The sequence below is a fragment of the Devosia sp. J2-20 genome, assembly GCF_055808475.1.
Map to the genome: position 1 here is coordinate 2,304,894 of NZ_CM147870.1, position 23,059 is coordinate 2,327,952.

21 protein-coding genes are annotated in these 23,059 nt (G+C 60.9%); 12 read left to right on the top strand and 9 right to left on the bottom strand.

Features of this window, described 5'->3' with window-relative positions:
• Nucleotides 1-137 precede the first annotated feature (137 nt).
• The gene (locus tag AC0L37_RS11330; RefSeq protein WP_269369597.1) at nt 138-908 is read left to right on the top strand and encodes a sulfite exporter TauE/SafE family protein; all 771 of its coding nucleotides are present in this window, start codon (nt 138-140) and stop codon (nt 906-908) included.
• A gap of 33 nt (nt 909-941) precedes the next feature.
• On the opposite strand, the gene AC0L37_RS11335 is transcribed toward AC0L37_RS11330, so the two are convergent.
• Both AC0L37_RS11335 and AC0L37_RS11340 read right to left on the bottom strand, forming a co-directional pair.
• Nucleotides 942-3,035, bottom strand: a complete 2,094-nt coding sequence (locus AC0L37_RS11335; protein WP_282221094.1) for a molybdopterin-containing oxidoreductase family protein — start codon at nt 3,033-3,035, stop codon at nt 942-944.
• Nucleotides 3,036-3,156: 121 nt separating this feature from the next.
• Nucleotides 3,157-3,783: a hypothetical protein gene (locus AC0L37_RS11340; RefSeq protein ID WP_269369594.1), complete on the bottom strand. Its 627-nt coding sequence runs from the start codon at nt 3,781-3,783 to the stop codon at nt 3,157-3,159.
• Between the two features lie 368 nt (nt 3,784-4,151).
• Here AC0L37_RS11340 and AC0L37_RS11345 point away from each other — a divergent pair, with 368 nt between their 5' ends.
• A complete protein-coding gene (locus tag AC0L37_RS11345) occupies nt 4,152-4,610 on the top strand; it encodes a DUF1801 domain-containing protein (RefSeq protein WP_282221093.1) in 459 nt (152 codons plus the stop codon).
• Here the strand turns inward: AC0L37_RS11345 and AC0L37_RS11350 are convergent.
• On the bottom strand, nt 4,580-6,532 hold the full coding sequence (locus tag AC0L37_RS11350; protein ID WP_282221092.1) for a DEAD/DEAH box helicase: 1,953 nt from the start codon (nt 6,530-6,532) through the stop codon (nt 4,580-4,582). The two genes, AC0L37_RS11345 and AC0L37_RS11350, sit on opposite strands and share 31 nt — an antisense overlap.
• A 156-nt stretch (nt 6,533-6,688) precedes the next feature.
• On the bottom strand, nt 6,689-7,111 hold the full coding sequence (ndk, locus tag AC0L37_RS11355) for a nucleoside-diphosphate kinase (protein WP_212658424.1): 423 nt from the start codon (nt 7,109-7,111) through the stop codon (nt 6,689-6,691).
• A gap of 210 nt (nt 7,112-7,321) precedes the next feature.
• Here ndk and AC0L37_RS11360 point away from each other — a divergent pair, with 210 nt between their 5' ends.
• From AC0L37_RS11360 to AC0L37_RS11375, 4 genes are all read left to right on the top strand, one after another.
• Complete coding sequence (locus AC0L37_RS11360; protein ID WP_269369589.1) at nt 7,322-9,184, top strand: ABC-F family ATP-binding cassette domain-containing protein; 1,863 nt, start codon at nt 7,322-7,324, stop codon at nt 9,182-9,184.
• Nucleotides 9,181-9,612, top strand: coding sequence for a cupin domain-containing protein (locus tag AC0L37_RS11365; protein ID WP_212658426.1), 432 nt, complete (start codon nt 9,181-9,183; stop codon nt 9,610-9,612). Before AC0L37_RS11360 ends, AC0L37_RS11365 begins: the two co-directional genes overlap by 4 nt.
• Before the next feature lie 78 nt (nt 9,613-9,690).
• Complete coding sequence (locus tag AC0L37_RS11370; RefSeq protein ID WP_282221091.1) at nt 9,691-10,545, top strand: DUF4344 domain-containing metallopeptidase; 855 nt, start codon at nt 9,691-9,693, stop codon at nt 10,543-10,545.
• 36 nt (nt 10,546-10,581) lie between these two features.
• Nucleotides 10,582-11,388: a DUF4344 domain-containing metallopeptidase gene (locus AC0L37_RS11375; protein WP_282221090.1), complete on the top strand. Its 807-nt coding sequence runs from the start codon at nt 10,582-10,584 to the stop codon at nt 11,386-11,388.
• 24 nt (nt 11,389-11,412) lie between these two features.
• On the opposite strand, the gene AC0L37_RS11380 is transcribed toward AC0L37_RS11375, so the two are convergent.
• From AC0L37_RS11380 to AC0L37_RS11390, 3 genes are read right to left on the bottom strand one after another with little or no spacing between them, the layout of a single operon-like run.
• Nucleotides 11,413-12,030 (bottom strand): DUF6198 family protein, encoded by a 618-nt coding sequence (locus AC0L37_RS11380; protein ID WP_212658429.1) that lies wholly within the window; start codon nt 12,028-12,030, stop codon nt 11,413-11,415.
• Entirely contained in the window at nt 12,027-12,473 is a 447-nt protein-coding gene (locus AC0L37_RS11385) for a DNA polymerase III subunit chi (RefSeq protein WP_282221089.1), read from the bottom strand. The genes AC0L37_RS11380 and AC0L37_RS11385 overlap by 4 nt, the downstream gene beginning before the upstream one ends.
• Nucleotides 12,474-12,482: 9 nt before the next feature.
• Complete coding sequence (locus AC0L37_RS11390) at nt 12,483-13,964, bottom strand: leucyl aminopeptidase (protein ID WP_282221088.1); 1,482 nt, start codon at nt 13,962-13,964, stop codon at nt 12,483-12,485.
• A 210-nt stretch (nt 13,965-14,174) separates the two neighbouring features.
• On the opposite strand from AC0L37_RS11390, the gene AC0L37_RS11395 reads away from it, so the two are divergent.
• The 6 genes from AC0L37_RS11395 to rsmA all read left to right on the top strand — a co-directional run bounded on the left by AC0L37_RS11395 (nt 14,175) and on the right by rsmA (nt 21,504).
• Nucleotides 14,175-15,245, top strand: a complete 1,071-nt coding sequence (locus AC0L37_RS11395; protein WP_282221087.1) for an LptF/LptG family permease — start codon at nt 14,175-14,177, stop codon at nt 15,243-15,245.
• Complete coding sequence (locus AC0L37_RS11400; RefSeq protein ID WP_212658433.1) at nt 15,242-16,312, top strand: LptF/LptG family permease; 1,071 nt, start codon at nt 15,242-15,244, stop codon at nt 16,310-16,312. Before AC0L37_RS11395 ends, AC0L37_RS11400 begins: the two co-directional genes overlap by 4 nt.
• 23 nt (nt 16,313-16,335) lie before the next feature.
• A complete protein-coding gene (locus AC0L37_RS11405) occupies nt 16,336-18,600 on the top strand; it encodes an LPS-assembly protein LptD (RefSeq protein ID WP_282221086.1) in 2,265 nt (754 codons plus the stop codon).
• Nucleotides 18,601-18,697: 97 nt separating this feature from the next.
• A complete protein-coding gene (locus AC0L37_RS11410) occupies nt 18,698-19,597 on the top strand; it encodes a peptidylprolyl isomerase (protein WP_212658435.1) in 900 nt (299 codons plus the stop codon).
• A 51-nt stretch (nt 19,598-19,648) separates the two neighbouring features.
• A complete protein-coding gene (gene pdxA / locus AC0L37_RS11415; RefSeq protein ID WP_282221085.1) occupies nt 19,649-20,647 on the top strand; it encodes a 4-hydroxythreonine-4-phosphate dehydrogenase PdxA in 999 nt (332 codons plus the stop codon).
• Complete coding sequence (gene rsmA / locus AC0L37_RS11420) at nt 20,644-21,504, top strand: 16S rRNA (adenine(1518)-N(6)/adenine(1519)-N(6))-dimethyltransferase RsmA (protein ID WP_282221084.1); 861 nt, start codon at nt 20,644-20,646, stop codon at nt 21,502-21,504. The genes pdxA and rsmA overlap by 4 nt, the downstream gene beginning before the upstream one ends.
• A 20-nt stretch (nt 21,505-21,524) precedes the next feature.
• Here the strand turns inward: rsmA and gmk are convergent, their stop codons facing one another.
• Together gmk and AC0L37_RS11430 are read right to left on the bottom strand one after the other, a co-directional pair.
• Nucleotides 21,525-22,163 carry a guanylate kinase gene (gene gmk / locus AC0L37_RS11425; protein WP_249327630.1) on the bottom strand — a complete coding sequence of 213 codons (639 nt, stop codon included), beginning with the start codon at nt 22,161-22,163 and terminating at the stop codon, nt 21,525-21,527.
• A gap of 10 nt (nt 22,164-22,173) precedes the next feature.
• Nucleotides 22,174-23,043: a YicC/YloC family endoribonuclease gene (locus AC0L37_RS11430; RefSeq protein ID WP_282221083.1), complete on the bottom strand. Its 870-nt coding sequence runs from the start codon at nt 23,041-23,043 to the stop codon at nt 22,174-22,176.
• Nucleotides 23,044-23,059 lie beyond the last annotated feature (16 nt).

The window sequence follows — 23,059 nt, forward strand, 5'->3', positions numbered from 1 at the left end:
GATCAGCGCTGGTGATGGGAGGGATCAGACAAATGTGTTGGGCGCGGGATGCCGAAGCGCGTATGGGCTGATGCAGATACCTCAGGATGGATCCGGCCTGCCGCCGGGATGACACCGCGAAACTGGACGGTCCAAAAATGGTTGAAACGCTGTTCCTGCTGATTGCCGGCCTACTGGGCGGGGCGCTGAACTCGCTGGCGGGAGGCGGCTCGTTCATCGTTTTTCCGGCACTGCTGTTTGTCGGCGTGCCACCGGTGATGGCCAATGCGTCCAACACATTCGCCGCCCTGCCCGGCTATGCCAGCGGGGCCTATGGCTATTGGCATGCCATGGCGCAGCATAAGCACTTGCTGGTGCTCTATGGCGTTATCGCTGCGGTGTTTGGCTATGTCGGCGCCGAACTGCTGCTGGTGGTGACCGATGCGCAGTTTGCGCTGGTGGTGCCGTGGCTGATGCTCTTTGCCGTGCTGTTGTTTGCATTTGGCAATCAGCTGAACGCCTATGTCGCCGCACATAGTGGGGGCGGACGCGGCATGAAGCTGGTGGGCAGTGGCCTTTTGCTGCTGTTTCTGGCCGGGGTATGCGTCTATGGCGGCTTTTTCAATGCCGGCTTGGGCATCCTGCTGCTGGCGTTTCTGGCCACAGCGGGGATGAGCGACATTCACGCCATGAACGGGCTCAAGCTTTATGTGTCATCCATAGTGGCACTGGTGGCAGTGGCGCGGTTCGCGTTCAATGGTTCGATCGACTGGTATCATGGCTCAATCGCCTTGGTAGGCGTCGTGGTGGGCGGTTATCTGGCCGCCAGGAATGCGCACCGCTTTCCAACCAAGGTGATCCGGGCAGCGGTGATTATCTACGGGCTGGTGATGACAGGGTACTTCTTTTGGGGCGCTTATCTGGGGTAGGTGAATATCCCCCGGCGAGCCCCAGGGTGATTGTCACTCCGCCTTTCTGATCCACACCGCGGCGTCGTGATAGACCGTGCCGCCGAAGGGCGGCGCTGGAGTGGCGCTGGTCAGGGTGTTGATGCCCCTGCCCCCGCGATGGGCCTTGTTCTGATGCAGGCCCTCGGCAATCAGCACGCCAGTGGGCAGACCGGGGCGAACGCGGGCAGTCAGATCAACGGTACCGCGGCGGTTACCGATTGTGACGAACTCACCGTCGGCGATAACGAGGCGCGCAGCATCATCGGGGTGGATGAAGACCGAGGGCACGCCTTCGCGCTTCTGGCTGCCCGGGGTTTCGTTGAAGGATGAGTTGAGGAAGGCGCGTGCCGGGCTGGTGGCGAGGCGGAACGGGTGTTCGACGGTGGCCGCCTCGGTGATGGCCCAATGGTCAGCGAAGCGTGGCATGTCGGCGGGGTCACAGGTCCACTGATAGCTCTTCTTGTCGGCGGTGCCCTGCCAATTGGGGGCAAAGCGGAAACGCTTGTCGGGCCAGTCAAAGCCGTCAGCGTAACGGGCGGTGGCGTCGGGGCGTTCGCGATCGACGAAGCCGGTCTTTTCAACTTCTTCCAAGGCGGGATAGCCCGAGCGGTGGAAGGTGTCGGCGATCACGTCGCGATCAGTCGTTTTGAACGTGTCGTCGTCGAGACCCAGCCGCAGGGCCATAGCGTTGATGACTTCGTGGTTTGACTTAGTCTGGCCGGGGCGGGTGATGATCGCCGGGCCATAGAGAACGCGGGTGTGGCCGCCGCGGGTGTAATAGTCATTGTGTTCGAGGAACATGGTGGCGGGCAACACGATATCGGCCAGCTCGGCCGTTTCGGTCATGAACTGCTCGTGGACGACGAGGAACAGATCATCGCGGGCCAGCCCCCGCCGGACCAGCGCCTGTTCTGGGGCGACCGAGGCAGGGTTGGTATTTTGTACGATCATGGCCTTGACCGGCCCGCCCTGCTTGAGTGCCTTGGCGTTGCCCGTGAGGATGGGGCCGATTTCGGACATGTCGAGCCAGCGCGGATCGCCCTTTTGCAGGCCCGAACCGGTGAGGCGTGACTTGTCGAGCGCCCAGGTTCCTGAATTGGAGTGGAAGGCGCCGCCGCCGCGATGCTGCCAGGCGCCGGTCATGGTGGGAATGCACAGCGCCGCATGCATGGCCGTGGCGCCATTGCGCTGACGGGTGAAGCCGTAGCCGAGACGGAAATAGCTGGCCGGCGTGGTGCCGACGAGGTGGGCGAATTCGGTAATTTCGGCGATGCTCAGGCCGGTGATGGCGGCGGCCCATGCGGGGGTCCTGTCCGCCAGATGGGCTTCGAAGTCAGGACCAAAATCGGTGAATTTTGCCATATAGGCGCGGTCTGCCAGGCCATCGCGCAGCAGGATATGCATGACGGCGACAGCCAGAGCGCCGTCGGTGCCGGGGCGCAGCACAAGGCCCAGATCGGCCTGGGCCATGGTCGCGGTCTGGTAGATATCGATGACCACAATTTTGGCGCCGCGCTCCTTTTTGGCGCGCATGGCGTGAGTCATGACGTTGACCTGGGTGTGCACCGCATTGGTGCCCCAGATAACGACGCAATCGCTCTCGGCCATCTGCTCGGGATTGACGCCGCCGAGCATGCCGGTGCCGGCAATGTAGCCGGGCCAGGCGGTGCCGGTGCAGATGGTGTCGTATTGGCGGGAATAACCCTTGGCGGCGCGCAGGCGATCAATACCGTCGCGCTGCACGTGGCCCATGGTGCCCGCATAATAGTAGGGCCAGATGGCTTCGGCGCCGTGGTCGGCCTCGATCTGGTTGAAGCGGGCCGCGATTTCGTCCAGTGCCTCGTCCCAGGAGATCGGCGTGAACTGGCCGCTTCCCTTGGGGCCGCTGCGGCGCAGTGGTTGGGTCAGGCGGTCGGGATGGTGCACGCGCTCGGCATAGCGAGCCACCTTCTCGCAGATGACGCCTGCGGTATATGGATCATCCTTGGCGCCGCGCACCCGACCAATGGTGTGGTCGTCGAGAATGTCGACGTCGAGCGCACAGGCCGACGGACAATCATGAGGACAGACGGAGCGGACGGTGCGCAGGGCGACGGGCTTGTTCATAGCGCGAAAATACGCGGGTCTGGGGTCTGGTGCAAAGTTATAGTTGTGATCGCCGGATCATCCGGGCTGATGGCGTAGGCAAGTGGCACGATAATGCCTTCGGGGGGTGACGGGGCGAACACTAGGGCGCTGCGAACGCTTTGCTGGCGGATTCCGCGTTGCGGCGGGCGCGATTGGCTGCGTGCAGGGCCAGTTGGGCCGCCCCGGAGTGGAACTGGGAGAACGTGACCCGATCCTGGGCGTGGGTGGCGATGGTGATGCCGCGCCAGTTTGGGCGCACCGAACGGACGTCGGACCAGGCAATGCTGGTCTGGCGACCAAGCGCTGAGCAATATTCGAGTTTGGTGTGGTTCCAGCGCACGCGGACGAACAGACCGCCCAGACCAATGCCCAGGGCGCCTGCCCCGAGGAGCAGCGAAGCGGCGAAGGTGGCGATCATCTGGGCGGCAGGAATATGTTTGGCGCCGCCGACCAGAATAATCGCGGACATTAGTACCACCGCCAATGCTGCAGCGCCGTAACAGGCAAAATACTCAACCATTGAGGGGCGCAGTTCGGACCAGCCATCAATCTGGGCCGCCTCCTCGCCCTGCACCAGGCGCAGCGCCAGAAAGGCAGCGTAGCCAAACGCAACAACACCAGCAGCGCGCGATAGCGGCAGACCGGCAGTAAACGGGATATATTTGAGGATGAGAAGGGAAACGATAATCGACAGTGGCACAGCCACTTCCTGCCAGCGCAAGGGCACGCATGCTCTCCAAGTATTGTGGGCCGGTGACGCAGGTCGGCTATTACAGTGCGGCGATTCTAGCAAAACAGACTGATTTGGCCACTGACATTGTCGCGCGTGGACTGATTGGCGGCAGGAGCGGCGCAAAGACCACAGTTGGGATGGACCAATATAGCGTCGACTGGACGCTGGCAGATTGATTCCAAAATTCTCGATAGCAGATTGATAACGTTGACTGATTTCCTAAAAAAGTGCCTTGGCCCTGGAAGAAACGCTGCAGCGCGACCGTCGTAAAACGCTCCTGACAGGAATTGTCACGCTGGTACGGTTAGGCTCTTTGATGTGCCAGCCGGGAGAGCAAAATTTTGAATCCAGCCGTTGCAGAAGTGTTTGACGCCTATCCAGCAGAGGCGCGAGCGGCTTTGATGGGATTGCGCGCGCTTATTCTGGAAACCGCGGCGCGTACTGATGGCGTCGGTGCGCTGGAAGAAACACTGAAATGGGGTCAGGTGAGCTATCTGACCAAACAGAGCCGCAGTGGGACTACCATCCGCATCGACCGGGACAAGCAGACCGGTGCAGCAGCGCTGTATGTGCATTGCCAGACAGATCTGGTGAGCCGCTATCGCACCCTGTATCCGGACAGTTTCGACTATCAGGGCGAGCGAGCCGTGCTGGTGCCGACTGACGCTGATTTGCATGCGCTACGTCATGTGATCGCGCTGGCGCTGACCTATCACGCGGCCAAGAAACCAGTTGAGTCAAAAAACGGGGCGGCACTGGCCACCCCGTTCTTGATTGTTTCGTTGCCGTTTCAGATCTGCGGCTTGCGCTTGGCCTTGTGATCCTTCTTGGGCGGCTTGGCAGCGCCATCAGGCTTTCCGGCCCATTTGGGCTTACCCTTGTCCTTGCTTGGCGGTGCCTTGCTGACCTTGGGCGGACGTGGCTTGTCGAAGTCACGCTTTGGCGCGCGCGGCTTGTCAGCGTCAGCAGATGGGTTCCAGGCACCGGTTGCGGGCGTCTCAAAATCATCGGGCTTCAGCCCGGCGGAGCCATAGCGCGCCTGGCGGTCAGCGCGCTCGGGCCGTGGGGCATTGGGATCGTAGCGCTCGATGGGGCCTGGCGGGCGGCGCTGCGATGGTGGTGGACCAGCGCGGCGTTCACCAGGACCGTCAACAGCGGTAATTGTCACGCCACGCTCGCCCGAGCCGTTCTTGGCCAGGCTGCGGGAGAATGCGTCGGCCTTCTGGGCGGCCACTTCAAAGATCGATTCCGTATCGAAAATGCGGATCGAACCAATAGCGGTCTTGGTGACATCGCCAGCCTTGCACAGCATGGGCAGAAGCCAGCGGGGCTCGGCGCGCTGCTTGCGGCCGACATTGACCTTGAACCAGGTGCCCCCTTCGAAGCGCTCACGGGTGCGCGGATCGCTGTCGCCGGGTTTGCCGGGCTCCGGGTTTTCCGTGACATCCTCGGGCGCAGGCCGGGCCGCGAGCTGCTGACGCAGATAAGCGGCGGCAATGGCTTCGACCGAATGGCGCTCCATCAGCTGCGCGACGAATTCGGCCTCTTCTTCGGCGACAGGCAGGGTCAGCGCGGTCGCGGTCAGAATGCCTTCGCGATAACGCGCATCGATCTCGGCAGCGGTCGGTGGCGCCATGTTGGTGACGTCGAGCTTGGCGGTGCGCAGAATGCGCTGCGCGACGTTGCGACGATGCATGGGCGAGATGATGACGCAGGTGCCCTTGCGCCCTGCCCGCCCGGTGCGGCCCGAACGATGCAGCAGCGTGTCGGGATTGGTGGGCAGGTCGGCGTGGATGACCAGATCAAGATTGGGCAAATCGATGCCGCGGGCGGCCACGTCGGTCGCGACGCAGATACGCGCGCGACCATCGCGCATGGACTGCAACGCATTGGTGCGCTCGGCCTGGCTGAGTTCGCCGGACAGGGTCACCACGTCGAAGCCGCGATTGTGCAGGCGGGCCGAAAGATGTTTGACGCCTTCACGGGTGGAGGCGAACACGATGGTGTTGACCGCTTCAAAGTAGAGCAGCGTGTTGATGATGGCGTTTTCGCGCTCATTGGATGGGACCAGCATGAGCTTGTAGTCAATGTCGGCGTGCTGTTCGCCGCCGCTGGTGGCTGCCACGCGCAGGGCATCGCGCTGGAAGGTCTTGGCCAGCTGGGCGATGGGCTTGGGCACCGTTGCCGAGAACAACAGGGTCCGGCGCTCTTCGGGCGCAGCATCGAGGATAAACTCGAGGTCTTCGCGGAAGCCCAGATCGAGCATTTCGTCAGCTTCATCGAGCACAACGGCGCGCAGTGCAGACATATCGAGTGCGCCGCGCGTGATGTGATCGCGCAGGCGACCGGGGGTGCCAACAACAATGTGGGCACCGCGGTCAAGTGCACGGCGCTCGGTACGGGCATCCATGCCGCCGACGCAGGTCGCCATCTTGGCACCGGCTTCGGCATAGAGCCACTGCAGTTCGCGTTCGACCTGAAGGGCGAGCTCGCGGGTCGGAGCAATCACCAGTGCCAGCGGTGCGCCAACTGAGGTGAAGCTTTCAGCTTTGCCGAGCAGCGTGGCGGCAATGGCCATGCCGAAGGCGACAGTCTTGCCCGAACCGGTCTGGGCGGAGACGAGAAGGTCCCGGCCAGCGGTCTCGGGTTCAATGATTGCGGACTGAACAGGTGTCAGGGTCTCGTAGCCCTTGGTGGCAAGGGCGCGAGCGAGTGGGGCAGAAATGGTATCAGGCAGAGACAATGGGTATCTTTCGGGTGGGGGAGAACACCGACCCGAACCTCCCCTTGATGGTCGAGAGGGCGCGAAGGCATTCTGCATTCTGGTGCATTATAGCACAAACAAGCAAAAAGGCCGCCCCGGCGGGCGGCCTTCGAATTCGTATCGGTTCAGGACCGATTAGCCGACGAGTTCGTCGTCGTTGAAGAAGAACTTGATTTCTTCAGCAGCGGTTTCCGGAGCGTCCGAACCGTGCACCGAGTTTTCGCCGATCGAGAGAGCGAATTCCTTGCGAACGGTGCCTTCAGCAGCGTTCTCAGGGTTGGTAGCGCCCATGACTTCGCGGTTCTTCAGGATGGCGTTTTCGCCTTCGAGAACCTGGACGACGACGGGCGAAGCAATCATCTGCTCGACCAGTTCACCAAAGAAGGGGCGTTCCTTGTGGACTGCATAGAAGCCTTCGGCCTGGGCGCGGGTCATGTGGATCTTCTTGAGCGCGATCGGGCGCAGACCGGCTTCCTCGAACTTGGCAATGATCTTGCCGATCAGGTTGCGACGGACGGCATCGGGCTTGATGATGGAGAAGGTGCGTTCGAGCGCCATGGGATAAGATCCTTGAATGGGTCTGTAGGGAATGGTGGCGCCTTGTAGCGGGAGACTTTGACGGAGGCAAGACGGGGCAGACATGCGTCAACGCCGGTTGCCATTGGGCGCGGTAAACTTTATCCAGCGGCAAAGACTTTTTGTGGGTACGCGCACGGCCTGAGCCGATGCGCTGTTTCGCCTGCCCCTCTTCCATAGATTGCCGTTGCCATGCTCTCGATCAACAACCTCACTTACCGTATTCAGGGTCGCGAACTGTTCGAGGACGCGTCTGTGGTGCTGCCGACCGGATCCAAGACCGGTTTTGTCGGCAAGAACGGGACGGGCAAGACGACGCTGTTCCATCTGATCCAGGAGCATATCCACCCCGATGCGGGCGGGATCGAACTGGTCAAGAAGGCCCGTATTGGCGCGGTGGCGCAGGAAGCTCCCGCTGGCAATGAGACCGTGCTGGACGTTGTGATGTCGGCCGACAAGGAACGCACGGCACTGATGGCGGAGGCGGAAACAGCAACCGACCCCGACCGGATTGGCGAGATCTATATCCGGCTGGCTGATATCGACGCCTACACAGCGGAGGCACGCGCCTCGTCCATTCTGAAGGGTCTGGGCTTTGAGCAGGATCGGCAGAATTCGCCGACCCATGAATTGTCGGGTGGCTGGCGCATGCGTGTGGCCCTGGCCGGTGTGCTGTTCAGCCAGCCCGACCTGCTGCTGCTCGATGAGCCCACCAACTATCTCGACCTTGAAGGCACGCTGTGGCTGGAGAAATATCTCTCCACCTATCCCTATACCGTGTTCATGATCAGCCATGACCGCGACCTGCTGAACAAGTCAGTCAATTCAATCATCCATCTCGAGCACCGCAAGCTGACCTTCTACAAGGGCAATTACGACACGTTCGAGAGCACGCGTCGCATGCAGATGGAGCTCAACAATAAGGGGCGCGAGAAGTCGCTCGACCAGATCGCCCATATGCAGAAATTCGTGGACCGTTTCGGCGCCTCGGCGACCAAGGCCAAGCAGGCGCAGGCCCGCATGAAGATGATTGCCAAGCTCAAGCCGCCCGCAGCGATGTTTGACGAGTACTCTGCGCCATTCACTTTCCCGCAGCCCAAGACCGAGCAGGCGACGCCGATGATCTCGCTGGACGGGGCTTCGGCGGGCTATGGCGACAAGACCATTCTGCGCCACATCAATATGCGCATCGATCCCGGTGATCGTATTGCGCTGATCGGGGTGAACGGAAACGGCAAGTCGACCTTTGCCAAGCTGCTGGCCGGCGATATCAAGCCAATGGGCGGCACCTTCGCCAAGGGCAAGAAGCTGGAAATTGCGCATTTTGCCCAGCATCAAATGGACAAGCTCAAGCCCGAATGGACCCCGTTCGAGCACATCGTGGACATCATGCCGACCGATAGCGAAAGCCGTCGTCGCTCGCGGCTGAGTCAGATGGGCCTGACCAAATCGCGCATGGACACGCTGGCCAAAAATCTCTCCGGTGGCGAGCGCGCCCGCCTGTTGATGGGCCTGATCACCTTTTCGGGTCCGGGCATGATGATCCTGGATGAGCCAACCAACCATCTGGACATCGACAGCCGCGATGCGCTGGTACACGCGCTCAATGACTATGAAGGCGCGGTACTGATCATCAGCCATGATCGCCATCTGATCGAAGCCACTTGCGATACGCTGTGGATCGCCGAAGGCGGCACGATCCGAGTGCTCGACGAGGATCTGGACAGCTACCAGAATTCGATCACCTCTGCCAAAGAGAGCAAGGGCGGCACCAAGGCCGAACGCAAGGCCAACAAGCAGGAAGCCGCGGCCAAGCGCGCCGAGATCGCGCCGATCAAGAGCGCCATTAAGGATGCGGAAACCAAGATCGCCCGTTTGAAGCGGGAAATCGACAAAATAGATGCCCAGCTCGAGGATCCCAAAGTCTACAATGGCAGCCCGGAACAGGTGATCGTTCTGGGCAAGGACAAAGCCCGTTTCAGCAACGATCTTGAAGCAACCGAAGAGCAATGGCTGGCGTTGAGCGCCGAGCTGGAGACTGCCGAAAGCGCATGAGCAAACTCGCCGCAAAAGATGTGATCTTTACCCTTGGGTTGCAGCGGCACCCCGAGGGCGGCTGGTACGCACAGACGTTTGAGGACGAGTCCAAAGCCGATGGTCGCTCGCGATCGACGGCGATCTACTATCTGCTTGAGCGCGGCGATGTTTCGGCCTGGCATCGCGTCGATGCTGTTGAAGCCTGGCACTTTTATACCGGCGCGCCCCTTACTCTGCGGGTTTCGGACGGCATAACCGTCGACAGCTTTGTGCTGGGGCCTGATCTCGAAGCGGGTCAACGTCCGCAGATGATCGTGCCGCGATCAGCATGGCAATCGGCCCAAAGCACAGGTGACTGGACGCTTGTGGGTTGCACCGTTGCACCGGGTTTCAGATTTTCTGGCTTCGAGATGGCGGCACCTGGGTGGGAGCCCGGCCGCGATTAACCGGCTGGCGCTCGCGTCGTTGACAGGCTGGGCAGCGTGCCGTCTGTTACACCCATGAATTGCAGGCGAACTACTCTCATGCGTGACTTTGGCTACCGCCTCACGGCTATCTTGCTGATCTGGATCGTTGGGCTGACGGCCCTCGCCCAGGCAGGGAGCCTGAGCAAGCAGGAATTCGCCGAACAGCGCCGCTTCGCCTACAATAACAGCATGTTCGTGCTCTACCATGAGGTGGCGCACCTGCTGTTCGACCAGCTCGACCTGCCGGTGCTGGGCCGCGAGGAAGACGCGGCCGATAATCTGGCCACCTGGACATTGCTCAACAAGGGTTCGGCGCGGGCGGACCGCGCACTGGCTGACTCGGTTCGGGGCTGGTTTCTGTCCGGCGTTGCCTATGACAGCGGCGGTTCGGAAAGCGACTATGCTGCCCCTCATATTCTGGACAAGCAGCGGGCCTACCAGATTGTCTGCCTGATGGTGGGCAAGGACGCGGTGGCGTTCCGCTCGATGGCCAACACCTATCACCTATCGCGCGACCGGCAGGACAGTTGCCACTGGGATTACGAGATGGTCGACCGTGGTCTTTTGAGCGTTCTCAATCGCCATAGTGCAAAGACCGGGCCGGGCAGCGATGTGACAGTCACCTATCACGCTGTCGGTGGCCGGTTGGCTGACGCTGCCGACGCGTTCAAATCCAGCGGTGTGTTCGATCAGGTCGCCGATGAAATTCGCCGCAATTACAGCCTGCGTGAGCCGGTGCAGTTCAACGCAAAGCGTTGCGGCGAGGCCAATGCATTTTATGATCCGGACAATGCAGAGATTATCTTCTGCTACGAGCTAATGCAGGATTATATGGATATCTACGCGGCCAATATGCCCAAATTCGCGCCCGAGGCAGGCCGGATGAATGGCAATAAGGACAAGCACCAATAGCGCCGCTTAACGGCGCTGCTACCGGGGGACACCGACATGAAGATACTGACTGCTGCCACACTGTTGCTGGCTGCTGGCCTGAGCCTGCCTGTTCACGCGCAGGAGGTAAGCGAGGACGACGCGGCGTGGGCGATGGAGTTCGCCATGCACGACGCCGTTTTCACCATGTATCACGAGATCGGCCACATGCTGGTGGGCGAACTGGGCCTGCCCGTGCTGGGCAAGGAAGAGGACGCCGCTGACTCACTGGCAACAATTCTGCTGCTGACCGATGAAGAAGATGATGATGCCTATGAGGCGCTGATCGACAGCGCCGATGGCTGGTATTTCAACGCGGTGAACTCCACCGGCTCGGGCGTGGACGACTTCTCCTATTATGACGAGCATAGTCTCGACATCCAGCGGGCCTACGCCATGGTCTGCATGATGGTAGGCAAGGATCCAGACGCCTTCGCAGAGACAGCGGACGAATATGGCCTCGAAGCAGAGCAGCAGGAAAATTGCGCCTATACGTTCGACCAAGCCATCACATCCTGGGCGGTGGTGCTCGAGCAGCACGAAGTGACGGACGCCCGCGGCGCCGAAATCTCGGTTGTCTATGAGGAGGCTGGCGATTTCACCGAATTTGCCAACGAGCTGGAAGCGCGGCAGGTGCTGGAGCGGGCGGCCGATCTTATCATGGCCAGCTATGTGCTACCGGGCCCGGTGACCTTCCGCGCAACGCAGTGCGGTCAGGCCAATGCCTTTTACAGCCCCGGCGATAGCGAAGTGATCTATTGCTATGAACTGGCCGAGGAAATGTTCCGGCTCTACATCAACGACATTCTGCCTGCCTATCAATAGGGTAAAGTCCCCTGCCCGGCCCGGTCAGCTGAAGCCAACATAGCGGCCGGGCTTGTGATTGAAGCCAATGATCAGATTGAGCATCAGCGCGCCCAGGATCGAGTAGACAACCCGGTCCAGCGGCAGCACGAAAAAAGCGGCTACCAGAATGATCGCATCAACGCCAAGCTGGAAGTAGCCCGCGCGAATGTTGAAGTTTTCCTGCAGGTAAAGCGCCAGGATATTGATGCCGCCGACGCTGGCCTTGTGGCGGAACAGCGAGAGAATGCCCAATCCCATCATGCCACCGCCCACCAGGCTGGCGAAAAGCGGGTGGACCGATGCGATATCGAGCCACTCGGGAATGTGCGCGCTGAAATAGGACACCAGCCCGACGCAGACGAAGGTCTTGATGGCAAAGGGCCAGCCCATGCGCAGCACGGCCAGAATGTAGAATGGCAGGTTGATGGCAAAAAACAGCCAGCCAAATGGAATGCCGGTGCCGTATTGCAGCAGCAGGGCGAGACCCGCCGTACTGCCTGTTGTCAGGGTGACCTGCGCGTACAATACGATGCCGAGGGAGACCAGCATGGTGCCGATCAGCATGGCAAAAATGTCTTCGTGCAGTTTGTGGCGGCTTGGCGTCGAGAGATCCGGTGTCATGCTTTTTTGATCCAGCGGCCGTCAGATTCCTGCTGCCAATAGGTGAGTTGAGACGTTCCCTTGAGTGCGCGCCAGGCCAGTCGGGCCTCGGCGACAGCATCCGGGTCGTGGCCCGAGAACATATAGACAATGCGCTCATAGCCCTCGGCTGATTGCGGCACGGCCCGATCCACAAAGAAGCGGCAGACCGCTCCGTTGGGATTGTCGGTCTCGGTAGTGATCAGAATGGGCTGGTGGCTATCGGTATCGGCGCCCGCCAGGCCATGGGCAAGAAAACTATCGTCGCGGTAGGTCCACAAATGGGCATCAAGCGCTTCGGCCCGTTCGCTGGAGCCGACCTCAACAATGGAGCGCCAGCCCCGCTCGATGGTCTTTTCCAGCAATTGAGGAAGGACCGCCTCGAGCGGGCGCGGTTCGAGATGATAAAAGAGCACGTCAGCCATTGCTGTACCCTAGCCCTGGTAGTGGTCCCGCACCAGCCGATCGAGCAGTGCAACGCCAAAGCCGGGCGCCCACGAGGAGTTGACCTCGGTGGCGGTGACGCCAAAGGCGGTGCCGGCAATGTCGAGATGAGCCCAGGGCACATCGTTGACGAAACGCTGCAGGAACTGCGCCGCAGTGATGGAGCCAGCGGGCCGACCGACCGAATTGCGGATATCGGCAAACTTGGATTCGACCATCTTGTCATAGACGGGGGTCAGCGGCATGCGCCACAGCTTCTCATTGGCGGCAAGTCCCGCACCGAGCAGCTTGTTGGCCAAATCATCATTGTTGGAGAACAGGCCGGCATGTTCATGGCCCAGGGCCACAATGATGGCGCCTGTCAGTGTGGCCAGATTGATCATGAATTTGGGCTTGAAACGGTCCTGAGTGTACCAGAGCGCATCGGCCAGAACGAGGCGCCCCTCGGCATCGGTGTTGATGACCTCAATCGTGGTGCCGCTCATTGCGGTGACAATGTCACCGGGCCGGACGGCATTGCCAGACGGCATGTTCTCAACCAGGCCAAGCACGCCGACGACGTTGACCGGTGCCTTGCGGGTTGCCAGCGCACACATCAGGCCGGTGACCGCAGCGGCGCCGCCCATGTCGCCCTTCATGTCTTCCATGGAGCCAGCTGGCTTGATGGAAATGCCGCCGGTGTCAAATACGACGCCCTTGCCGACAAAGGCGAGCGGCGCCTGATCGGCCTTGCCACCCTTCCAGTGCATGACCACCAGACGGGCGGGACGCTCGGAGCCCTTGGCCACGCACAGCAGCGACCCCATGCCCAGCTTTTCGAGGGCTTCTGGTTCAAGAATTTCGACCTCGAGGCCGAGTTGTGCAAGTTCAGCTGCGCGGGCCGCAAACTCTACCGGTCCGAGCACGTTGGCCGGTTCGTTTACCAGATCGCGCGCCAGCAGCGTGCCGTCGACGGTGGCATTGCGATCGGCAATGGCCTGATCAGCAGCACCGGGGTCAGCAACGTGCAGTGTAATGGTCAGGCTGGTCGGGGCGTCATCAGCGCGGGCGGACTTGTACTTGTCGAACCGATAATTGCGCAGCCGCAGGCCGGCGGCCAGCTCAGCGATCGCAGCCGGCGTGGCTTGTGCCTCATCAATCACCACGGCAATTGTGTCGACCTTGGTCGCAGCGATCTTGGCCATGAGCGAGCCACCACGATCGGTCCAGCCATTGAGCGGGGCATCACCCTCGGCCTTGCCAGAGCCAAGAACGAGCAGACGCGAGCCGGCCTGCCCGATAATATCGAGTGCCTGACCCTGGCGACCGGTAAATGCCCCGGCTTTTGCCGATTGGGCCCAGTCCAGGCCCGTTGCCGACCAGTTAGCGGCGGCAGCACCGGATGGGGCCTGCCCTTCGGCGGCGTAAATAACAGTGAGGGCGGCGGCGGTGGCAGAATGGGCAGCCGTACGGATATCAAGGGATTGGGACATGAAAAGCCTTGGTGGGCGAAGCGGCGCAAAGCGCGCGAAGGAATGATTGGCTTACATTGAGATGTTTGGGCGGCGCGTCAATCCCGCAACAGGGCTACGGACAAATCGGCGCGGGGTGTCTTGGGCGCTTGTCTGCCTGGGCGAACTGCACCAAGGTCCGCGCAATGATCGAGACACAATTGCGGCATCTGGAGGCGCTACTCAGATAGCATGAAGCGACTAACCGCTTATCTTGCGCGCCTGTTCGTCACCGATGCGGTGATCCTGTTCGGGGTGTTGTGTTTCCTGCTCTGGCTGGTCAACTGCCTGCGCTCTTTCGACGTTGTCTCGGTCAAGGGCCAAGGCGTGATGACGCTCGCCCTGCAAGGTTTGCTGACGCTGCCGCCGCTGACCATTTCGTTCTTCTACGTCTGTATCGGCATTGGTTTGGTTCGGGCGCTGCAGGCGCTGCAGGGGAATCGCGAACTGCATATCATTCACACCAGTGGCGGGCTGGGTTCGCTGTGGAAGGCCACAGCAATCGTGGCCGGGGCCGGTGTTGTGGGCGTGCTGCTGCTGTCCAATTTCATCGAGCCTGAAGCCAATCGCCGGTTGAACGTGCTGAGCGCCAATGTGGCGGCCGATCTTGTCAGCTCAACGCTTAAGCCCAAGCGCTTTACCCAGGTGACACCTGGCGTGGTGATGCTGATCGGCGGACGGGGCGGCGACGGCGAAATCCAGGAGTTCTTTGCCGATGATCGCCGCGATCCAAAAACGCGGCGCACCTATATCGCCAAGTCGGCGCGGGTTTCGACCGACGGTACAAACTACGTGCTCGAGCTGCGCGATGGCGCATTGCAGAACAGCGAGCCGAACGGGCGTTTCACCGAGATTACCTTTGCGCGTTATGACGTCAATGTTGATCAGTTCTCGCAGCCCGTCGGGCAACCCAACATGCTGTATCAAACCGACAGCCTGACATTGGTCCGAGACGCGCTGGCAAGTGGGCAATGGTCGCCCGAAGTGCTGACGGCCCTGGGCAATCGCGGCGCCGAAGGCCTGCGCGTGATCGGCATTTGCCTGCTGGTGCTCGCATTGGCTGGCTTTCCCAGCGGTCGACGGGCGCGGTTCAACGTCCCACTTGAAGCGGTTGTGCTGCTGATTGCGTTTGGTGAGCGCGGGTTTAGTGCCTACAGCCCCCTGGGGCCCTCGACGGGCGCACTCGCCATGATCATTGCAGGTGGCGGGGCGGTGCTGATCATGACGCGCCCCCGCAAGACCCTGCCGGGGATCGCAATATGACCCGGATTGACTGGATTGTGCTGAACCGTCTGGGCAGCCGCATTGGGGTCACAGTGCTGATTTTCTACGGAATCATCACGCTGGCGGAATCGCTGGACACCTGGCGCTTCAACTTCGTCGCCGACAATTATGGGTTGCCTATGGCCGCATTGATGGTGGCCATGAGCGCCGTGCGCTGGACCATCAAGACGCTGCCGGTGACCGTGCTGATGGGCGCGATTCTGGGCTTCCTCGACCTCAAGGCGCGTCACGAGCTGACCGTGATCCAGTCGAGCGGGATTTCAATGTGGCGGGCGGTTCGGGCGCCAACCATCGCGCTTGGGCTGGCAAGCCTGCTGATCGCGCTGGGCGGGGAAACGGCGAGCACGATGATCAATCGTGGTCTGTACCCCTCCCCACCCGGTCAGGCGACGCTGCAGACGCCGGCGGGTGAAATCTGGCTGGAACAGCGCAGCGGCGATTTCCACTATCTGATGATGGCGACAGGTATGCAGCCGGGCGGTACGCTGCTGGGCAATGTCACGATTTTTCGTCTCAACGGCGGCGACGATGATCGGATTGAAGGCGCTGAAGCCTTGCTGGAAGACGGCGAGTGGGTTTTGCCCAGAGCCACTATCCGCAACGCGTTGCAGCCAGCGCGATACGTGCGCGACTACCGTTTGCCCACGACCTCCTCACCGGCAGAGATCAGCCTGAAACTGTCCTCAACTGAAGACATGACATTTTTCGAGCTCGCCGACCTGCTGCAAAAGGGTGTCTCTGACCCTGCGATCAGATCTGCCGCCACCATGCGGCTAATCAAATTACTCGCCCTGCCACTGGTTCTGACGGGCTCACTGTTCATTGCGTTTGCGTTTACCGCGGGTTATCGAAGGTCATCTAATTATGGTCCTGCGGTCCTTTACGGGATCGTGCTGGGTTTCGTTGTGTTCGTGATTACCGAGATGGCCGACCGCGCTGGGTCGACCGGCGTTCTCGATCCTACGTTTGCGGCAGTCGGACCAGCATTTGTAGCCATTGTCATTGGCGTGACGGTGTTGCTGCACAAGGAAGACGGGCGCGCGTGAGACAAGTGGGTTGGAGCGATTTCATGACGTCGGCGCTCCGCCTGGCCAGTGCCAGTGCGGTGGTGGCCCTCATGGCTGCGACCAGCGTACCGGCACAAGAGTTGATTCCCACCGATTTCTTCAACGCCCCCATCGATCCGAGTTCGCCGTCAGCAATTGAAGCCAACACACTGACCTTTGATCAGGCATCCAACGTGATCCTGGCGAGTGGCGATGTGGTTCTCAAACGGGGCGGCTACACGCTGACCGGGCAGAACCTGACCTATCACCGCGGCAATAATGACGTGTATTTCACCGGTGCGGTGACTATTCGCGATCCATCGGGCAATCTGACCGAAACCAACGATCTGCAGATCACCGGCGGGATGAAGCAGGCATTTCTCGATGCCATGACCATCACCACCTATGATGGCGCGCGCATTACCGCAGACAGTGCGGACTATGACGCTGCGCTGGAAACCCTGCTGGTAAACGCGACCTACGCGCCGTGCGGGGAATGCATTGACGACAAGGGACGCCGGATTGGCTGGTCGATGAAGGCCAAGCGGATCATCTCCAATGCGGATGGTTCGCTGTATATGGATCAGCCTAGCCTGGCGATCCTGGGCATTCCAGTGGCATGGCTGCCGTTCTTCTGGATGCCGGACACCAGCGAGAACGCGCTGTCGCGGGTGCCCAAGCCGACCTACAGCTATACCGAGAAAACCGGCCATTCGCTGGCGTTCACTTCAACGGTCTACTCGACGCGCTGGAGCGACGTCGTGCTGACGCCAACGCTGATGAGCCGCCAAGGCCTGCTGATGGGTGCGGCCTGGACACAACGCTTTGACGGCGGCTCGTTCACCGTCAAGGGCTCGGCTCTGTACCAGCTGGACCAGAGTGCGTTCACCTTTAGCGAAGCAAAGCGGGACTGGCGCGGGGCGGCGCAGTTCAGCGGCAGCTTCACGCCAATCGACGACTGGACGGTGGGATTGAGCTACACCGCGTTCACGGACGCGGCCTATTTGCCCGACTATACCAGAACTGACGCCAAATCGTCGGTCAATGAAATCTATGCGACCAATCTGACGCGCGACACCTACATCAATGCGCGGGTGCAGCACTTCAACCAGTTGGGTAACGTTACCGAAGCCAGTCACGGACAACAGGGCCAGACGCTGCCCACAGTGCGGTTTGAACATGTCGAGGATCTGGCACCAGGCATGGGGCGGATCGAAATCAGTGGCCGTCTGCTCGGGATACACCGCGATCTTGATTCCGGCACCACCACGAATGGTACGCCCTATGTGTTCGGGTATGCCGGCACCAAGCAGCACGTCAGCCTGCAGGCCGGTTGGCAGAACCAATATGTCGGCGCGGGCGGCTTTGTGTTCACACCCTATCTTGGCGGTCGAGCGGACGCCGCCTATTACGACGGCGGTAACGGCACCGGCCCGGCTGCTACCACCCTATGGAGCGCAACACCAATTGCGGCCATGGATGTACGTTTTCCGATGGTTGCTGGTGACGGGCAGACAGTGCATCTGGTCGAACCAATCGCCCAACTGGTGTATCGCGGCTCGGAAACGACTGCTGTCGGCATCACCAATGATGACGCGCAGAGCTTTGTGTTCGATGACACCAATCTGTTCAGCTTCAATCGTTTCTCTGGCGGAGACCGTCAGGAAACCGGGCTGCGCGCCAATATTGGCGGACGCTATCAGGTCAGCTTCTCCGACGACGCCTATCTGGAGCTGATCGGCGGGCAATCATTTCATCTGGCTGGTGCGAACGCCTTTGCCGCGACCGACCCTGCTCAGACAGCAACTGGTGCCGGGCTGGACACGACTGCCTCCTACGCCGTTCTGGGAGCCTATGGGGCATTTGAACCGGGCATCAAGATCGGCGGGAAGCTGCAGATCGATACGTTCGCTCCCCGCATTACGCGTGGTGGATTTGGCGCCAGCTTCTCGCAGGACGGATATACGGCCTCGGCGGACTACAACTATCTGGCCGCCAACACAGCCGCCGGTGTGATCAGCGACCAGCACGAGATCGGCGTAGGCGTGGGCGTACCAGTGGCCGATTACTGGACCATCAGGGCCGCGAGCTATTGGGATCTGCAGGCAGGCAAATGGTACAATGTCAGCGGTGGGGTCCAGTACGATGACGGCTATCTGCTAATGTCGCTGGACGGCACCAAGACCAATGGCACGGTGGATGACACCACCATCACCGCAACATTTGCCATCAAGGCACCTGCGGGACTCAATTTTGGATACAGCCGCGCCTTCCAGGCCGGGCAGTAAGCATCACCGGATTTTGGCCGTATTGTGCGGGCAATTGACAGCGCGGGTTTCCCGCCGCATGGAGAGCGGGAAGATGAATGCGAGGCAGGAGACAATGATGGCAAATGGTTTGTGGGGACGCACAGTCAGCGCCCTGATCGTCGGAGTCCTGCTGAGTGTTGCGGCGGCCATGCCAACGCTGGCGCAGAGCGCCCGTGTGACCGTGAATGGCACCCCCATCACCGATGTGCAGATTTCCCAGCGCGTTAAGCTGTTCGCGCTTGAAGGTAATCGTGGCGGCAGCAAGGGCGCGACCGAGCAGTTGATCAATGAAGCTATCCAGCTGGCCGAGGCCAAGCGTCTGGGTATTTCGGTGTCCAATGCACAGGTCGACGATGCCTTCCTGCAGATTGCCCGCAATCTCAAGATGAGCAGCGACAAGCTGCGCCAGATGCTGCAGCAGGGCGGCATCAACATGGATACACTCAAGGACCGGCTGCGGGCCGCTATCGCCTGGAACGCCGTGACCGAGCAGGCGATCATGCCACAGGTTCAGATTTCCGATCTGGAACTGGATCAGCAGGCCGCCAACCAGATTCAGGCCTATCAGGGCTTCGACTATATTCTCAAAGAAGTGATCTTCGTCGGACAGGGTTCGAGCGCCCGGACCGGTCAGGCCAATTCCTATCGCCGCAGCTTTGCCGGCTGTGACAGCGCGGTCGATCTATCGTTGAAATTCACCGATGCGGCCGTGATCGATGTCGGTCGCCGCCACGCTACCCAGATGCCCGAGGCTATCGCCAAGGAACTGGCCGGGCTCAATGTGGGCGGCATCACCAAGCCGCGCGTAGTTGAGAGCGGCGTTTCAATGCTGGCAGTGTGTGAAAAGGCACAGGCTGAAGACCTGACATTCATCAAGAGCGATCTGCGTGCCGAGGCCGGCAATGATGCACTGGCTGGGGAAACCGAAAAGTATCTGGCTGAACTGCGCAAGCGCGCCAAGATCATCTACAACTAATCGGATAGCCCGCGCTGCGGGCTATCCACCAATTCGCCGATGGGGGCCAAGATGCACAAGCCGCTGGCCATCAGCATGGGCGAGCCCGCAGGCGTTGGTCCCGACATTGCACTGCAGCTATACGCCCATCGGGCCGAGCTGAATCTGCCGCCCTTCTGCCTGTTTGGAAATACCGATTTCCTGATGGCGCGGGCAGCACGGCTGGGGCTGGAGATCGCCTTCGCTCCCGTGGGGCCGGAAGGTGCCATGGACGTGTTTGCAGACGCCCTACCCGTCGCGCCTATCGAGGGCGATGTGCCCGACCACCCCGGCCAGACCACACCACTATCGGGCCATGCGGTGATCGCTGCGATTGAAGATGCTGTCGCATCCACCCTTAGCGGCGCCTGTCGCGGACTGGTAACGGCACCAATACACAAGGGTGCGCTGTATCAGGCCGGGTTCAAGCACCCGGGCCATACTGAATTTCTCGCAGCACTTTGCGCGGGCGGGGGCACCCCGAGACTGCCTGTGATGATGCTAGCTCATGGTGGGCTGCGGGCGGTACCCGTAACCATCCATGTGCCGATCCGCGATGTTCCCGGACTGCTGAGCAAGCAGTTGATCGTCGACACCGTTCGCGTGGTCGCCCACGATCTTCGGCAACGCTTCGGCATTGCCCATCCGCAGATTGCCGTGGCCGGCCTCAATCCGCATGCGGGAGAAGGCGGCAGTATCGGTCGCGAAGACCTCGAGATCGTTGGACCTGCCGTGGCACAATTGCAGTTTGAGGGGATCGCCGTTACCGGCCCCCTGCCCGCTGACACGCTATTTTATCCGGCCCACTGGGCACAGTATGATGCCGTGGTCGCCATGTATCACGATCAGGCACTGATCCCGATCAAGACGGTGGCTTTCGAGGACGCCGTCAATGTCACGCTGGGCCTGCCCATCGTGCGTACTTCGCCCGACCATGGTACAGCCTTTGATCTGGCCGGTACCGGTCAGGCATCTCCCAAGAGTTTTCTGGCCGCCATCGCGATGGCGGACGCAATGACGGCGGACCAATGAGCCAAATCGATAACCTGCCGCCCCTGCGCGACGTCATCGCCGAGCATGGTCTACGGGCAAAAAAGGAACTGGGTCAGAATTTTCTGCTCGATCTGAACCTGACAGCCCGCATAGCGCGGGTTGGGGGCTCACTCGAGGGCGTTCGCGTGATTGAAGTGGGTCCGGGGCCCGGCGGGCTGACACGGGCGCTGCTGGCCGAAGGCGCGCGCGAGGTGATTGCCATTGAACGCGATGCGCGCGCACTGCCAGCGCTGCAACAGATCTCGGATGCCTATCCAGGACGGCTGACGGTGATCAGCGGCGACGCCATGGAGATCGATTATCGCAATCTGGCGGATGGGCCGACACGGATCATTGCCAATCTGCCCTACAACATTGCTACCCCATTGCTGACCGGCTGGCTGACGCTGAACCCCTGGCCATCGTTTTTCGACAGCCTGACACTGATGTTTCAGCGTGAAGTGGCGCAGCGTATCTGCGCACAGCCCAGTGATGACGCCTATGGGCGGCTGGGCGTACTGGCAGGTTGGCGCAGCGACGCGCGCATGGCGTTCAACGTCAGCCGAGAGGCCTTCGTGCCCGCGCCAAAAGTGACGTCTACCGTGGTGCATCTGGTGCCCAAGCCGGTGGAAGCTGATCTGGCCGTCAAGCATGTGGAACAGATCACCAAGGCGGCCTTTGGCCAGCGGCGCAAGATGGTTCGGCAGAGCCTGAAAGCGACGGGTGTCCCAGTCGAAGGCCTGCTCGCGGCGGCAGGGATCAACGGCAATGAGCGGGCCGAAGATCTTCCCATTTCTGTGTTTCTGGCCATGGCGCGGGCATTGCCCGAATTGCGCAAGGCCCAGAGCGAAAGCTGATCGATCGATTCAAGACGTTGTCAGATTGAATCGATCTGACTCTGCAAATCTCTGACGAAGCTTGGCAAATTCAGCTGACGCTGGCGCTGTAGGCGGGCGGAGGCCAGGATCGTGCGGACCTGCTGGGTCGAGTTTTCCAGGTCCTGATTGACGATTACGTAGTCGTACTCTTCGAAATGATCCATTTCGACACGCGCATTGCGCAGACGTGTTTCGATGGTGCCCACGCTGTCCTGAGCGCGCCGCTCAAGCCGTGCGCGCAGCTCCTTGATCGAGGGCGGCAGGATGAAGACGGTGACCATGTCCTTGCGGGCGCTGCGGTAGAGCTGCAGCGTGCCCTGATAGTCGACATCGAACAGGATGTCGTTGCCAGCAGCGAGTTGCTCTTCGACGTGGGCGCGTGGCGTGCCGTAGAAATTGCCATGCACTTCGGCAGATTCGAGCAATTCGCCGTCGGCCTGCATGCGCTTGAACTTGTCCACATCCATGAAGTGGTAGTGCTTGCCATCAACCTCATCGGTCCGCCGCGCCCGTGTGGTGGCGGACACCGACAGGCGGATATTGGGATCGGCACCGAAAAGGGCCCGTGAAATCGACGACTTGCCGGCGCCCGAAGGCGACGCAATCACCAGCATGACGCCCCGACGCTGGAATTCCATCTGGCTTTTCCTATTCGATGTTCTGCACTTGCTCGCGTAATTGATCGATCGACGCCTTGAGGTCAAGGCCGATGGCGGTCAGTTCCACGGCGTTGGATTTGGAGCACAGGGTATTGGCTTCGCGATTGAATTCCTGTGCCAGAAAGTCGAGCCTGCGCCCGACGGCGCCGCCGCCGGCAATCAACTGACGCGCACTGGTCAGATGCGCAGTCAGGCGATCGAGCTCCTCGCGAATGTCAGCCTTGGTCGCCAGCAGCAGGGCTTCCTGCGCCAGACGCTCTTCGGGAATCGAGATATCATCGGCCAGATCGGCGACCTGCTGGCGCAGCCGCGCCAATATGGCCTCGCGGGTACGGGCAGGATGGGCTTCGGCCTGGGCAATCTGATCTTCGATCTCCTGCAGGCGCTCGAGCAAGACTGCCGCAATGCGGCCGCCCTCCTGACGTCGGGCCAGCACCAGATCGACAAGCGCCTGAGAGACGCCTTCGATAATCGCTGTGCTCAGTGCTGTTTCTGCTGCAGCGGTCATCGGCTTGTCGCGCTGCTCAAGCACTCCCTTGAGACCGAGAATGCCATCGAGGGTCGGCGGCGAGGCAGCAATCTTGCCGGTCATTTCGCTCATGGCCGCTAGCACGGTGGCCAGCGCCTGCTCGTTGACCAGCACGTGCCCGCCTGCCCCATCGCGTTCAATAGAGAGACTGCAGGTAATGGAGCCGCGCGAAATCATCTTGCCGATCAGTTGGCGGATTTCACTCTCCAATGCATCGAAACCGGGCGCCAGGCGCAGCCTTACGTCGAGCCCCCGGGAGTTGACCGACTTGATTTCGCAGGTGAAAGCGGCACCCGAGACTGCGCCAGTGGCTCGGGCGTATCCGGTCATGCTCGCCAGAGACTGG